Genomic DNA, 14575 nt, shown 5'->3' with positions numbered 1-14575 from the left:
CTTTATTATTTATGACTTCTATTGGCAAGTCTCTTAATCTATTATCAAAGTATATTTTTGGGTCACTTAATAAACCTTTGAAGTTTTTCTTTTTCAAAGATCTAAATGAGTAGGGTTTTAGTGCTCCTATGCTACATCATTCTTCCGATGGGCCTGTTTTTTAGATGCCGTTCAAATGAATCTTGTTTCCAAGGATGACTCATTGGTGGAATATATTTTTTTCTTGGATTTTTAGGCGTAGCCACAAAATCAAAATTCTTTGATGACGGAGCGTGGTCTGGGATCAGCTCTAAAGCATATACATGGTCGTGCACACAAAAGTATAGTTGTTTATCAAAAGCTTGAATTACTATACCGGAGGTTCCTTTATGGTAGTGAACTGTAATTCCGTCCTTATTTGTAGGTATATAGTACTGTTTTTTAAACTTAATACAACTTCCATTATCAATCTTACGTTTGTCTAATACAGCAAGAGTTAAATTGATTTTTTCGGCAGTTGGTTGCTTTTCAAATACAGATTTGATACTATTTATAGGTAATGCAAATTTAGCATTGAATTCTTTTATGTAGGAGTTTAAGAATTCGTTTGCTTGCTCAAGTGTAGTTACCCTAGCTAGTCTCATTTCAACGGTTAGACGCGATTGTAGAGTTTGAAACATTCGTTCAACTCTACCTTTGGCTTGGGCAACACTACTGGTTTGAATCTCAATTCCAAGTTGCTTACAAGCATAACTGAATTGAGTAAAGGTATCCTCTTCAATAGAAGGGGATTTTTTTTGTTTATACTCAAAAACTGTACGTCTATCAGTTAAAAACATATAAGGAATACCATACGTGGTAAGCACTTGGTGCAATACATTGTAATACCCATTTAAGGTTTCTTGTGCATCAAAATAAGCGCCAACAATTGCACCAGTAGCATCATCTACAGCTATGTGTAGTTGAGTTTTCTTATCACCAAACCAAAGATGAACAGAAGCATCCATTTGAAGCATTTCCCCTGCATAAGCACATCGAGGACGTCTAGGGTGAGCATCTTCGATGGCAATTATGGAACTTTGAATTTTAGCAATTTCTTTTATAGAATTAGTTGATTTTTGCAGCTCTTTTAATTCAGCATTGATCCTTTTTTTTGTAACACGCTTCGCCTTAGGGGACAGGATGAAATTCTGCATAAGGATAGAATGAATAGTGCTAGTAGAAACCGTTATATTTTCGTGTTTTTTTAGTAATTCAGAGAAGTGGGTAATATTAGCTTCAGAGTATTTGGTGCAGTATAAATCTGGGATTAACTGCTTTGTATTAGCATCAATAGTGTGTGCGGGCTTTCGCCCACGATTACCATGAATAAAGAATTCCTTTCCACTTTCTTTATACCCCTTAATCATTCTGTTAACATGCCTAACTGAACAATTGAGAACTATAGCTGCTCGCTTTTTATTGCCGTCTGTTTCTATTAGTTTTTTTATAGTAGAGTAATTATCTATTTCTTCCATAGTTAAATTCACCTTTCTCATTATCAGCACCTCATTTCTAGTCATGAGGTTTATTATACAATGTTTTAATATTTGGGACATAATCAAATGTGGTATATTAAGACATTATCATAAATTGATCAGAAAAAACTTCTGCAAAAATAGGATAATAATTGACAACATTAAATGAATATGTTAAAATCGACTTACAAATAAGTTCATACGCGAACGGATGAGGTGAAAAGATGGAATATAAGTGTATTATTAGAAAGATTAATGACATATGTAATGTTTATGACAAATATATCGTAAAGAGAATAAATGAAGAGAGATTGCCAATCTTGATGAATCATATTCCATTATTCTATATTCTTTCAGCAGATGGAACACCATTGATTTTCAATGAAATAGCAAATATTTGGAAGATTTCTAAATCCTCTTTATCAGATATTATTGTAAAGTATGAGAAGCTAGGATTAATTAAAAAGTGCTGTTGTTCTGAAGATAAAAGGAGTGTATACATAAGTTTAACTCCTGAAGCTGCTATTATTAAGGAAAAGCTGCGTGAAATTGAAGATGAAGTTCGCGATTTATTACTAAAGGATTTTGATAAAAATCAGCGAAATACTTTCGAAAATGACATAGATAAAGCTTTGAGCAATATTGAAAAAATCTTGTAAAAGATTTTTTTATCAGAATATAGTTCGTACACGTACGTAACAATTTATAATCTATATCATAAAAGAGATCGTTAAAATGAACAAAACCTTAAGAGCTATAAGCGTATGGATATTAAAACTTACGTGCGCAATATGAAAAAGATAGCATAAATAAAATAAACAATAAGAGGGGTAAAAATATGTTTAATTCTATAAGAAAAAGGTTGATTTTAAATTTTGCATTAATGGCAGTCGTAATAATATTAGTGTCCACTTCCTTTGCAACCTATCAAATGATAACAGGAATACAAAATCAAATGAAATATGATGGAATAACTTTAGCTAATAATATAAAAACAGATATAGAAAATATAGGAATTAGCAATATTGATAAGATACAGTCTTTAGTAAGTGAGGCTTATCAGCATTCAGAAGGAAATCTATATTATATAGGAGTTGTATCTCTAGATAAAATTCTTGTTGCAGGAACTACAAAGGATGCAATTGGTCAAAAAATCGACTCTGCTGAATTGGATAGTGTATTTAAAGGAAATACGGCTTCATTTATGAATGAATGGCAAGGAACACCTGCTTACAATGTAACAGTACCAATAAAGGGAGATAATGCAGTAGTTTCTAGCCTTTCAGTGGGGATTTCAGTAGCAAATATGCAAAAATACATAACTAATGGTATTAAAAAAAGTATTATTGTGGGTATTTTTATATTAATAATTGCTATTATTATAGGCACTATACTAGGAAGAAGAATAGCAAAACCAATAGAGAGTATAAAGAATACTGTAGAAAAAATAGGCAACGGGGATTTAACAGTAGAATATAGTGTTACAAGTAAAGATGAAATAGGAAGGCTTGCTACTGTAAGCAATGAGACGACGAAAAAACTTAGGGAACTTGTACGGAAAATTAAATCTATGTCAGGAAGCTTACATAATTTATCACAAGAGGTTTCAAATGGTGGAGATCGAGTATCAGAATCTAGCGAAGAGATAGCAGCTTCTGTAAGCAGCGTATCACAAGAGGGGATTAAACAAACAGAAGCTTTAGATTATGCAGTTAAACTTTTAGAAGATTTTTCATCAGATCTAAATAATGTAAATATCAAATTAGTGAAATTAGCTGAAGGTGGAGAATATATAAAAAAAGATATAAATAAAGGATCTGAAAGGATAAAAAGTTTATCTAATACTATAGAAGGAATGCAGAATTCTTTTGACATAGTAAGAAATAAAGTAGGAAATTTAGATGAAACAATATCAAAAATTAATTCTATAGTTTACGTTATAAATAGTGTAGCATCTCAAACAAATCTTTTAGCGTTAAATGCATCTATTGAGGCTGCAAGAGCAGGAGAAGCAGGAAGAGGATTTTCAGTAGTAGCCGATGAAATAAGAAAATTAGCAGAGGAGGTTTTAACATCCTCAAAAAATATAACAGAATTAGTAAATAGGGTAATGCAAGAAACACAGGATGTTTCAGGTACCACAGAAATTGCAGCTAAAAGTGTGGAAGAAATCAAGGAGGACGTTGAAGTAGTAATAACTTCTTTTAAGGATGTTATCGATAAAGTAAACAATATTCCAAAAGAAATTAATGTAGTGCATGAGGTCCTTCAAGGAACTATGGAAGGTAGAGATAAAATTTTATTAACAGTGGAAAGTATAGCAGTCAACTCACAGGAAATTTCATCCACGTCAGAAGAGGCTACAGCAGCTACAGAAGAGCAAGCAGCTATAACCAATGAAATGGCAGTAACTGCTAGGAAATTGGTTAAGATGGCCGTTGTACTAGAAAAAAGCGTTTCAAGTTTTAATGTATAATAGCAAAAATAGTATATGGGGAAAATGATATTAATGCAATTGAAGCGCAAATCAAAATAGAAGATAGAATGTAAGAAAAGCTAATACGTAAATTTTGCTTATTTTAAGTATGATTTTATAGAAAGAATAAAAATTATTAAGAAGGAGGAATTTAAATGAGTATTTTCGGAGTAATAAAAGGTACAGAACTAGAAAAAGAAGTAGATAAATATTGGAAGGGTGAGGAGCAGGGAGCCGGTATGTACGCTGCATTAGCCTGCTTAGCCAAGGAAAAAGGGCTTGATGAAGTTTACGAAGTTTTAATGAAAGTTGCTGCAGACGAAGCACGACATGCAGGGGTATATGCGGTACTAAATGGACACGTTAATGAGGATATTTTTGATGTTTTAAGAACCATGGCACCACTTGAAAGTGGTGGCGTTGATAAGCTCAATCAATTTGCTAAGCGTGTACGAGATCTTGGATTAGAAGATGCAGCAAAGCAAATCGAAGCAGCTGCATTGGATGAAGGCCGTCATGGAGAAGTGTTAAAAAAATTAGTTGAAAAATTTTATAAAGGTTAGGAGAAAATATAATGAATGCAATTTTTAATAGAAGAAGTATAAGAAAATATGAGGACAAGCCAGTTGAAAAGGAAAAAATAGATAAACTCTTGCGAGCTGCAATGCAGGCGCCATCAGCTGGAAATCAGCAACCGTGGGAATTTATGGTTGTCCAAGACAAAGAGACATTAAAAAAATTATCTAAAGCAAGTCCTTATTCAAGTATGGTTGCAAGTTCCGCAGTTACATTTGTTCTTTTGGCAAGAAAAGAAGGATTGACATTTCTAGAATGCTTACCACAGGATATGGCAGCAGCTGCAGAGAATCTTCTTCTAGAAACAGTAGAGTTAGGTCTTGGAGGAGTTTGGCTTGGTATTTCACCTGTGCAAGAAAGAATAAAGTATATAAGTGATATGTTTAATTTACCTGAAAATATTGAACCCTTTGCATTAATTCCAGTAGCGTATCCAGATGGGCAGAAGAATGAATTTGTAGATAGATTTGATGAAGCAAGAATTCATTATGAAAATTGGAAATAAATGATTAATCATAGGAGGTTTACAAAATGGAAGATATGATATTGAAAGCATTGGAAAAGATTCGTCCTACATTGCAAAGAGACGGTGGAGATGTAAAATTTGTTGATGTTAGCAATGAAGGAGTTGTCAAAGTTCAGCTTCAGGGAGCATGTGGCAATTGTCCGGGTGCATTAATGACCATTAAAATGTTTATTGAGCAAGTATTAAGGGATGAAGTACCTGGAGTTAAAGAAGTTATAGGGGTATGACATAGAAAAAATAATAAATTGAGGAGTGGGATTTTATGATAAAGGTTATAGCGAAAAACTTTGCTAAAGAAGATAAAATTGAGAGAGTTTTAGAGTTAGCAAAGATATTAGTAGAAACAACAGTAAAAGAAGAAGGCTGTATAAGCTATGAAATGTATCAGGATGAGAAAAATTCAAGTATTCTAATCATGATAGAAGAGTGGGAAACAATTGAAGCTATGAATAATCATATGTCTTCAGAGCATTTTAAAAAAATCGTTCCACAAATGAGTGAATGTATGAATCAAAAGCCTGAACTGAATATTTGCAAAAAAGTGATTTAAGAACTTCCAAATTTTGACGAAAAGTAAGATTTTACGTAATTTAAATATTAATAAAGGAGTGGATAGTAATGGAAAATGAGGTACTTAAAGCAATAAAAAATAGAAAAAGCACAAGAAAATATAAAGAAGAACAAATAAGTGAAGAAGAGCTTCAAATAATACTAGCGGCTGGTATACAAGCACCTAGCGCAAATAATTCACAATCATGGCATTTTACAGCAGTACAGGATAAAGGAATGATTAATTTTATAAGTGATAAATCAAAAGAAGAGATGCTTAAAAGTGATAATGAGGGTATGGTAAAGATGGGCAAAAGTGCGGTGAATATATTTTATGATGCGCCTACTTTGATAATAGTTTCAGGTAGAGAAGAGGATAAGTCATCTTTAGTAAATTGCTGCGCAGCAATAGAAAATATGCTAATAGCTAGTGAAAGCATTAATCTCGGAACAGTATGGGTAGGACTTTCTGGATTTTTCTTTACACTTAGTGATGAAGTTAAAAAATTAAAATTGCCTAATGGATATAAGCCATTTTATGCCATAGCAATAGGATATAAAAGTAATGAAAGTATTTTAGAGCCATCAAAAAGAAATAAAGATGTTATAAATTACATTAGATAAAAAATTAATTTTAAAATAAAGGGAGTGTAATAATGTTAAATTTTAATTATTCAATACCAACAACAATATTTTTTGGAAGAGATAAAATAGATGTACTTGCAGAACAAGTAAAGAATTATGGATCTAAGGTATTACTTGTTTATGGAGGAGGAAGTATAAAGAGAAGTGGCTTATATGGTGAAATTGTAGATATTTTCAATAAAAATGAAATAAGCTTTTTTGAGTTATCAGGTGTAGAGCCTAACCCAAGAATATCAAGTGTAAGAAAAGGAATTGAGATATGCAGAGAAAATAAAATAGACATTATACTTGCTGTAGGCGGCGGAAGTACAATTGACTGTGCAAAAGTTATAGGAGCAGGTTATTACTATGATGGAGATGCGTGGGATATAGTTGTAAATCCAATGAAAATAAATAAGGTACTTCCAATTGCAAGTATACTAACATTGGCTGCCACAGGTTCTGAAATGGATTCAGGAGCAGTAATTACAAATCTGGAAACTAGTGAGAAATTGGCAACGGGTAATGAAGATATGGCTCCAAAATTTTCAATACTAGACCCGACTTATACATTCTCAGTACCTGAAAATCAAATAGCAGCTGGTACAGCGGATATAATGAGTCATATTTTTGAAGTATATTTTAGTAATACTAACACAGCTTACGTGCAAAATAGAATGGCAGAAGCACTTCTTAAAACCTGCATAAATTATGGTAAAAAAGCTATCGCTGAACCTGAAAATTATGAAGCGAGATCAAATTTAATGTGGACCTCAAGTCTTGCTATAAATGGTCTTTTAAGCTATGGAAAAGAAACGGAGTGGAGTGTTCATGGAATGGAGCATGAGTTAAGTGCACTATATGATATTACTCATGGAGTTGGCCTTGCAATTTTAACACCACATTGGATGGAATATGCCTTAAATGATAATACAGTAAACAAATTTGTTGAATATGGGGTTAATGTTTGGGGAATTGATCCTAGTGGTGATAAATATGAAATTGCTCATAATGCAATTAAAAAGACAAGTGAGTATTTTGTTTCAATGGGAATACCTTCTACATTAAGAGAAGTTGGAATTGAAGAAGGCAAATTAGAGGAAATGGCAAGAAAAGCTACTTCACAGGGAAAACTTGGAGATTTCAAACCTTTAGATGCTCAGGATGTGTTAAATATATATATAGCTGCGCTATAATACGAGGTGATTTATATGAATATAGTTCCTTCTTTAGGAAGCGCAAGAAATTATGGTAATACATTGGTACTTCTATACTTATAAGAAAAATGAAGATAGGTCATGCGTTATTAATGATTAAATGAAGGTAAGTTGCCTAATTATGGGCCTGAAACAGTAGAAAGAGTTTTTAGAGAAGTATGTGAATATTTGAATATAGGTGTGGCAGGGGTGTTAGGTGTTTGCACTGGTACGGTTAAAACTAATAAAAACTTAAATTTTAGTAGAGATATGAATTTATAAGATAATTAGACGATCTACATCTGCCAGTAAGACGGATGTAGAGGTTGCCTATTTGGATTCCAAATTTTAAGGAGGTTAAAATGTTATATTTAATTAAACCCCTAAATAAAGGTAAGTTAACTTTAAAAAATAGATTGGTTATGCCGCCTATGGCTACTTCAAAATCTGAAAAAGATGGAAGAGTAGGCAAAGATGTGTTAGATTATTATGATGAAAAATCACAGGGTGGTTATATATCATTGGTTATTATAGAACATAGCTTTATCACACAACAAGGAAAGGCAAGTGAAGGTCAGATTTCTGTGTCGGATGATAGCCTTGTTGAAGACTTGAAAAAAGTATCCAATGTTATTCATAAAAATGGTTCCAAAACAGTAATGCAAATTAATCATGCAGGAAGCGCAGCCAGTAAAACTGTTACAGGATATGAGCCGGTTGGACCTTCTGCGATAGCAAATCCGCGTTTAGGTAATATTCCAAAGGAACTTACTAAAAGAGAAATTAAAGATATAATTGGTGAGTTTAAAGATGCTGCATTGCGTGTAAAGGAAGCTGGCTTTGATGGTGTAGAGATTCATTCTGCCCATGGATATCTTCTAAATCAATTTTTTTCGCCGCTTACGAACAAGAGAACTGATGAATATGGTGGAGATGTGCTAGCCAGAATTAAAATTCATTTGGAAGTTATTAAGGCCGTACGGGATGCCGTGGGTGATGATTTTCCAATCTTACTTCGATTGGGGGCTTCTGACTATACAGAGGGCGGGAGTACAATTGAAGACAGCAAAATCGCAGCATTAGAATTTGAAAAAGCAGGAGTAGACATTCTTGATATATCTGGCGGATTTTGTGGTTACATTATTCCCGGGCGTACTGGTCAAGGGTATTTTTCAGCATTGACTGAAGCTATCAAGGGAGTTGTCTCAGTGCCGGTTATATTGACTGGTGGAATTACTGATGTTAACGCTGCTGAAAAACTCCTCTCTGAAAATAAAGCTGATCTTATTGGTGTTGCTCGACCTATATACAAAGATTCTAAGTGGGCGAAAAAAGCTATTGAAAGCCTTAAATAAATATTTCAAAAGAACGTTCAGACTTAGAGAGTAAGAAGTGAATAAAAAATTATAAAATGATAGGGGTGTAATTATGGAATTAATTGAAACAATTCAGTCAAGAAGAAGTATAAGAAAATTTAAAACTGATCCTATTCCAGAAAAGTATATAACTGAGCTCATTGAATCAGGAAGGCTAGCACCATCAGGTAGCAACTTACAATCTACTCGCTATGTAATAATAAAAAGCCAGGAGGCAAGAGCTAAATTTGCTGAATGTACTCCTTTGCCTTTTGTAACACAAGCACCATTGATTATCGCATGCTGTATAGACAAACAAGTTTTAGATACAGCCGAGAAACGATCTAAGGAATTAATGCAATCCAATGCGTTTGCAGATACCCCACTTGAAAATATGAATAGAGATTCAAAGGATTATAATAAAAGAAGACGAGAGATGGACGCAGAAAGCTTAAAATCATATTTAAGTTTAAATGCAGCAATAGCTTTGGAGCATATTGCATTAAGAGCAGTTGACTTGGGGCTTGGAAGTTGCTGGATAATGATGTTTGATCGTGAAAAAGCAAAAAGAATTCTTGAACTTGATGAGAGATATGAGATAGTAGCATTATTACCTATAGGATATCCTGATCAAAATCCTTCCCAAAGACCACGACTTGAATTAAATGAATTGATAATTGAAACAATATAATTAATTTAATAATTAGGAGGGGGTTATTGTGTTATATAGAAAGTTTGGAAAAACAAATGAGATGGTTTCAACTCTTGGATTTGGCTGCATGAGATTGCCTATCATTGGTGAAGGAGATCCCACAAAAATTGATGAAGATAAGGCCATAAGATTAATACGTCATGCAATTGATGAAGGGGTTAACTATATAGATACTGCTTATCCTTATCATGGTACTGGAATGGGACAAGGAGGAGCAAGTGAACCTTTAGTAGGCAAAGCTTTAAAAGATGGCTATAGAAAGAAAGTAAAGATAGCTACAAAACTTCCAAGTTGGCTTATAAAAACAAGAGAAGATATGGATAAGTATTTAAATGAGCAATTACAAAGACTTAACACAAACACAATAGATTTTTATTTGGTGCATGCAATTGATAGAACAACTTGGCCTAAATTAAAGGAAGCTAGTATTAATGAATTTCTAAATGAAGCGATAAAAGATGGAAGAATTAAGTATGCAGGATTTTCATTTCACAACAAAATCGATTTGTTTAAAGAGATAGTAGACTATTATGATTGGTCATTTTGTCAAATCCAATATAATTATTTAGATGAAAACTATCAAGCTGGAACAGAAGGATTAAAGTACGCAGCAAATAAAGGTCTGGGAGTTACAATAATGGAACCGCTTAGGGGTGGTAAACTTGTTAATGTTCCAGATGACGTAAAAGATATTTTTGATCAAGCTAAAGTTAAAAGAACACCTGCGGAATGGGCATTTAGATGGATATTAAATCACCCTGAAGTATCAGTTGTTTTAAGCGGTATGAATGAAATGGAACAGGTTTCAGAGAACATAAAAATAGCAAGTGAAGCTAAAGTAAATGCATTAACTGAAAAGGAAATTGAACTCATTGAGGAAGCTAAAGGTATTTTTAAAGAAAAGATCAAAGTAAATTGTACGGCTTGTGAGTATTGTATGCCGTGTCCTCAAGGAGTAAATATACCCCGCAATTTTAGCTGTTACAATGATTATTATATGTTTGGAAAATCGGATATGTATAATTTCCTGAAGCCAGAGCAAAGGGCATCGAATTGTATTGAATGTGGAAAATGTGAAAAACATTGTCCACAAGGTATTTCTATTCGTGAAGAATTGAAGAATGTTAAAGGGATGTTTGAATAAAAACTAACGCAAATATTTTAGCATAGAAAAAGAATTTATCATGAATAGTTTATAAATTAAATGTATGTAAAGCCTAAGCGATTAGTTTGGATATAAACATTAGATATGTATGCCCAAAAATTTATAAGCTTTAACAAGTAAAAAATATGAGTTTTTATGGAGGTAATATGAAAAATTTATTTGATAACACAACTTTAAGTACTATGAATATAAAAAATAGATTCTTTAGATCTGCTACATGGGAAGCCATGGCGGATGATAAAGGCCATATGACAGAGAAACTTTATAATGTATATGAAAATCTTGCTAAAGGTGGAGTAGGTACTATAATCACAGGCTATGCCTTTGTTACAGAGGATGAACAGCCCAATCCCGGGATGATGGGGATTTATAATGATTCATTTATTGAAGAATACAAAGAGTTTACTGATAAAATCCATAAGTTAAATACAAACATAATATTACAAATTGCATATGGCGGTTCCCAAACTGACTTTAATGTAGGCGAAAGAGTCATATTGGGGCCATCAGCCGTACCACATTGCTTCTATGGTGTTACTCCTAAGGCAGCTACAAAGGAAGAAATAAAAACTCTTGTTGAAAGTTTTGCAGACGCTTCTCTAAGAGCTAAAAAATCAGGATTCGATGGAGTGGAATTTCATGCTGCCCATGGATACATTTACAGTCAGTTCTTAAGCCCTCACTACAATAAAAGAACGGATGAGTATGGTGGGAATATTGAAAACAGGGCAAGAATCATCTTTGAAACCCTGGCAGCTGTAAGAGAAAAAGTTGGGAAGGACTTCCCTGTGCTAATTAAAATTAATTGCTCGGATTTTATAGAAGATGGCTTCACTTTTGAAGAGTGCAAATATGTGTGCAAAAGATTAGATGAACTTGGCATTGATGCCATAGAAATCAGTGGGGTTGTAGGAGCTAAAACAGAGGATAGGAGTGTAAGAGAAAAGGGTCTTAAATATTTAGAAGACGACTCATATTTTAGGAAATATGCTGCAGAGATAGCAGATGAATTAAATGTGCCTATCATTTTAGTTGGTGGCAATAGATCACTTAACTTAATGGAAGATATATTGATCAATTCTAAAATTCAATATTTTTCACTATCTAGACCATTTTTGCGAGAACCCAATTTAATAAATAGATGGGGTGGAGAAGATAGTAGCAAGGCAAAGTGTATTTCTTGTGGCAAATGCAGAGATGTTCAAGGGAATTCATGTATATTTAACAGGAATAAATGAATGGATTAATATAGACACATGTTATATTAAACAGTAAGACTTATTTAGAATATAAATATTAGATTTATTTAGCTTGCAAACTTACATTAAAGTGCATACTATTTTATATTCAATAGTGTGTTATGAAAAAATCTAAAGAAACTAAAACCAAAGAATTTAATAAAGGTCCATTTTAACTTCTAGGTAAAGATTGGATGCTTATTACAGCAGAGAAAGGTAATAAGGTAAATAATATGATCGCTGCTAAGGGCGGTTTTGGGGTTATGTTTAGTAAAAATGTAGGTTATATTGCAATAAGATCTGAACGTTATACTAAAGAATTCGTGGATAATTCAGATATATTTTCTTTAATATTTTTCGATAAAAATTTCTTGAGTGAAATTAGAAAGAAGGATAAAATGGTGCTAATGGATAAATTGATTTATAAAACAATACTTAAAAGTTTATTTTATGACACTTTTGAAATCATATTTTGGGACGGAGAAGTAAAGAAGTACGGTGAAGGTGAGAGTAAATTTAAATTAATTTTAAATGAGCCTATTGCTAAAGCTGATATTGTTAATGATCCTTCTATGGCCTTTGGAGAAGCATACATGTCTAAAAAATTAGAGATACAAGGAAACATACAAGACGTTATTGAATCATTATATAATAACAAGGAAAGTTTTTTAAGTAATAGTAGTAAGTATGAGAATTTAGTTAAGAAATTAATGCATAGTGTTAAAAATAACAAAGATAATATTCAACATCATTATGATATAGGAAATGATTTCTACAAATTGTGGTTAGATGATTCAATGACGTATTCATGCGGATACTTTAAGTCCCCTGGGGATTCTTTAAATACAGCTCAAGAGAATAAGGTAGAGACCATATCTTAAAAAAATTATCGTTGAGTGAAGGAGATACATTACTCGATATTGGTTGTGGATGGGGAGAGTTAATCATCGCCGCTGCAAAAAAGTACAAAGTAAAAGCTGTGGGAATAACTTTAAGCTTGGAGCAGTTCAAAAAAGTAAATGAAAGAATAAAACTTGAAGGATTAAATGATCTTGTTGAAGTTCAGCTTCTAGATTATAGAGAAATTAAAAACAGAAAATTTGATAGGATAGTTAGTGTAGGAATGCTTGAACATGTTGGAAAAGAAAATATTAAAGATTATTTTGCTACTGTAAATGCATTATTAAATGATAAAGGTGTATCTTTAGTTCATTCCATAGCAGGAATAGATGAAGGCGGAACAAATACTTGGATAGATAAGTATATTTTCCCGGGTGGATACCTGCCTGTACTTAATGAATTAGTAACTAATATTGCAAATGAAAAGTTTGATATAATTGATTTAGAGAGTTTGAGAATGCATTATGGAAGAACATTAGAATACTGGGCAGCAAATTTCAAAAAAGCACTACCAGAAATAAGAAAAACTAAGGATGAAACTTTTATAAGAATGTGGAGACTATATTTAAATGCTTGTGCAGCATCATTTAATTGCGGAAATATTACTATATACCAAATTTTATTCACTAAAAATGCAAATAATGATTTACCATGGACTAGGGAATATATGTACAAATGATACTGTAAATAATTTTGTGTAAGCAATATAAAGTGTACTCTTTCTGTGCAATAATTGTGATAAGATTTTGTCTGAAAATTGTAAGAAAGAGTACTCCTATTTATAGAGTTTTCCAGATATACTAACCATTGCAAAAAAATATTTCCTCTACTATAAACGAGCGAATTTGAATACATAATTTCCTATAATAAATTCAAATGAGCTACCCTAGGATATTTTTAAGGTTTCAAAAATAGCTTCAAGAGAGTTTCCTATGGAAACTTGATTAAAAATCCAAGATACTTTCTTTTTTTTTAGCCTGATTCCTTGCAATTTTAAGTCCACTGATAAACTTCAATGTACTATCACTTACTTCTAATTCACAGTACACATAAGTCATCATTAGTAGCAAGAAGTATCTTTTTATGCTGCGACTACTTCTAACTTGATAATGGTTTAATCCAAGGTGCTTTTTAGTTTCTCTAAAAAATGTTTTTATTGGCCACCTGTGCTTATAGTGATTTAATAGTTCCTCTGTAGTGAGAGATGTATCTAGGGTTATAAATGCCACTAAGCAAACATCCTTAAAAAGAGCTTCTTTCGGACAACAAAGAGCAATTAAAGAGTTTTTGATATCATTAAGCGTTCCACTATATGTGTATACATAATACTCATTATTGCCAACTTTGACCAGCCTGGCATCGTCCTTAGTTAATGTATTAATCATACGGTTAAGCTTAATTCCAAGCATTTCATGACCTGGTGGATATATTACCCTATTTGTTCTTAATCCTCCAACATAGGCGTAGCCTACATCTTTAGAAAAATCAAATGAAGAACGTGAATTTAAATCAATAATTGGATTTGTTCCATAATGCATGCATAAAAGATAAAAAGCAGTAGCATCATATGCGGAATCTAAGACTACAGAATAGAAATTATTTCAGGGTATAAATCTACAAGTTCTTTAAGTTAATAAACACCAGTAGCAGGTGTATTTGTCAAGTGAAAACTCCCCCATATTCTAACCCAAAACTCCCCCACTAAAAATTATAAAAAAATAATGTTTTCTCTTAATAATTATATAGTGGAGGAAAAACTTAT

Annotated in this window: 15 protein-coding genes and 1 pseudogene; 14 read left to right on the top strand and 2 right to left on the bottom strand. The window is 32.6% G+C overall.

What is annotated here, in order from left to right; genetic code table 11:
- Positions 1-131 precede the first annotated feature (131 nt).
- Entirely contained in the window at positions 132-1517 is a 1386-nt protein-coding gene (locus tag LGK97_RS10300) for an ISNCY family transposase (RefSeq protein WP_226259748.1), read from the bottom strand.
- 203 nt (positions 1518-1720) lie between these two features.
- On the opposite strand from LGK97_RS10300, the gene LGK97_RS10295 reads away from it, so the two are divergent.
- The 14 genes and pseudogenes from LGK97_RS10295 to LGK97_RS10230 all read left to right on the top strand — a co-directional run bounded on the left by LGK97_RS10295 (position 1721) and on the right by LGK97_RS10230 (position 13492).
- A complete protein-coding gene (locus tag LGK97_RS10295) occupies positions 1721-2155 on the top strand; it encodes a MarR family transcriptional regulator (protein ID WP_226259685.1) in 435 nt (144 codons plus the stop codon).
- Positions 2156-2334: 179 nt separating this feature from the next.
- The gene (locus LGK97_RS10290; RefSeq protein ID WP_226259684.1) at positions 2335-3972 is read left to right on the top strand and encodes a methyl-accepting chemotaxis protein; all 1638 of its coding nucleotides are present in this window, start codon (positions 2335-2337) and stop codon (positions 3970-3972) included.
- Positions 3973-4127: 155 nt separating this feature from the next.
- The gene (locus LGK97_RS10285) at positions 4128-4535 is read left to right on the top strand and encodes a ferritin family protein (RefSeq protein ID WP_226259683.1); all 408 of its coding nucleotides are present in this window, start codon (positions 4128-4130) and stop codon (positions 4533-4535) included.
- An 11-nt stretch (positions 4536-4546) separates the two neighbouring features.
- A complete protein-coding gene (locus LGK97_RS10280; RefSeq protein WP_226259682.1) occupies positions 4547-5053 on the top strand; it encodes a nitroreductase family protein in 507 nt (168 codons plus the stop codon).
- Positions 5054-5079: 26 nt separating this feature from the next.
- A complete protein-coding gene (locus LGK97_RS10275; protein WP_226259681.1) occupies positions 5080-5301 on the top strand; it encodes a NifU family protein in 222 nt (73 codons plus the stop codon).
- 35 nt (positions 5302-5336) lie between these two features.
- Entirely contained in the window at positions 5337-5624 is a 288-nt protein-coding gene (locus tag LGK97_RS10270; RefSeq protein WP_226259680.1) for a putative quinol monooxygenase, read from the top strand.
- Positions 5625-5692: 68 nt separating this feature from the next.
- Positions 5693-6247, top strand: a complete 555-nt coding sequence (locus tag LGK97_RS10265; RefSeq protein WP_226259679.1) for a nitroreductase family protein — start codon at positions 5693-5695, stop codon at positions 6245-6247.
- A gap of 32 nt (positions 6248-6279) precedes the next feature.
- Positions 6280-7443, top strand: a complete 1164-nt coding sequence (locus LGK97_RS10260; protein WP_226259678.1) for an iron-containing alcohol dehydrogenase — start codon at positions 6280-6282, stop codon at positions 7441-7443.
- Between the two features lie 132 nt (positions 7444-7575).
- Positions 7576-7725 carry a hypothetical protein gene (locus LGK97_RS10255; RefSeq protein ID WP_226259677.1) on the top strand — a complete coding sequence of 50 codons (150 nt, stop codon included), beginning with the start codon at positions 7576-7578 and terminating at the stop codon, positions 7723-7725.
- 80 nt (positions 7726-7805) lie between these two features.
- Positions 7806-8798, top strand: a complete 993-nt coding sequence (locus LGK97_RS10250) for an NADH:flavin oxidoreductase (protein WP_226259676.1) — start codon at positions 7806-7808, stop codon at positions 8796-8798.
- A gap of 73 nt (positions 8799-8871) precedes the next feature.
- Complete coding sequence (locus tag LGK97_RS10245) at positions 8872-9489, top strand: nitroreductase family protein (protein WP_226259675.1); 618 nt, start codon at positions 8872-8874, stop codon at positions 9487-9489.
- Positions 9490-9517: 28 nt separating this feature from the next.
- Positions 9518-10654, top strand: coding sequence for an aldo/keto reductase (locus LGK97_RS10240; RefSeq protein WP_226259674.1), 1137 nt, complete (start codon positions 9518-9520; stop codon positions 10652-10654).
- Between the two features lie 167 nt (positions 10655-10821).
- Positions 10822-11913, top strand: coding sequence for an NADH:flavin oxidoreductase (locus tag LGK97_RS10235; RefSeq protein ID WP_226259673.1), 1092 nt, complete (start codon positions 10822-10824; stop codon positions 11911-11913).
- Positions 11914-12320: 407 nt separating this feature from the next.
- Positions 12321-13492: pseudogene (locus tag LGK97_RS10230) on the top strand (class I SAM-dependent methyltransferase).
- A gap of 265 nt (positions 13493-13757) precedes the next feature.
- Here LGK97_RS10230 and LGK97_RS10225 read toward each other — a convergent pair.
- Positions 13758-14351, bottom strand: coding sequence for a transposase (locus tag LGK97_RS10225; protein WP_226259672.1), 594 nt, complete (start codon positions 14349-14351; stop codon positions 13758-13760).
- Positions 14352-14575 lie beyond the last annotated feature (224 nt).

The organism is Clostridium sp. CS001, assembly GCF_020443565.1.
Taxonomy (GTDB): Bacteria; Bacillota; Clostridia; order Clostridiales; family Clostridiaceae; genus Clostridium_AD.
The sequence above is the reverse complement of the archived record's forward strand: the minus strand, read 5'-3'. Positions and strand labels throughout refer to the sequence as shown.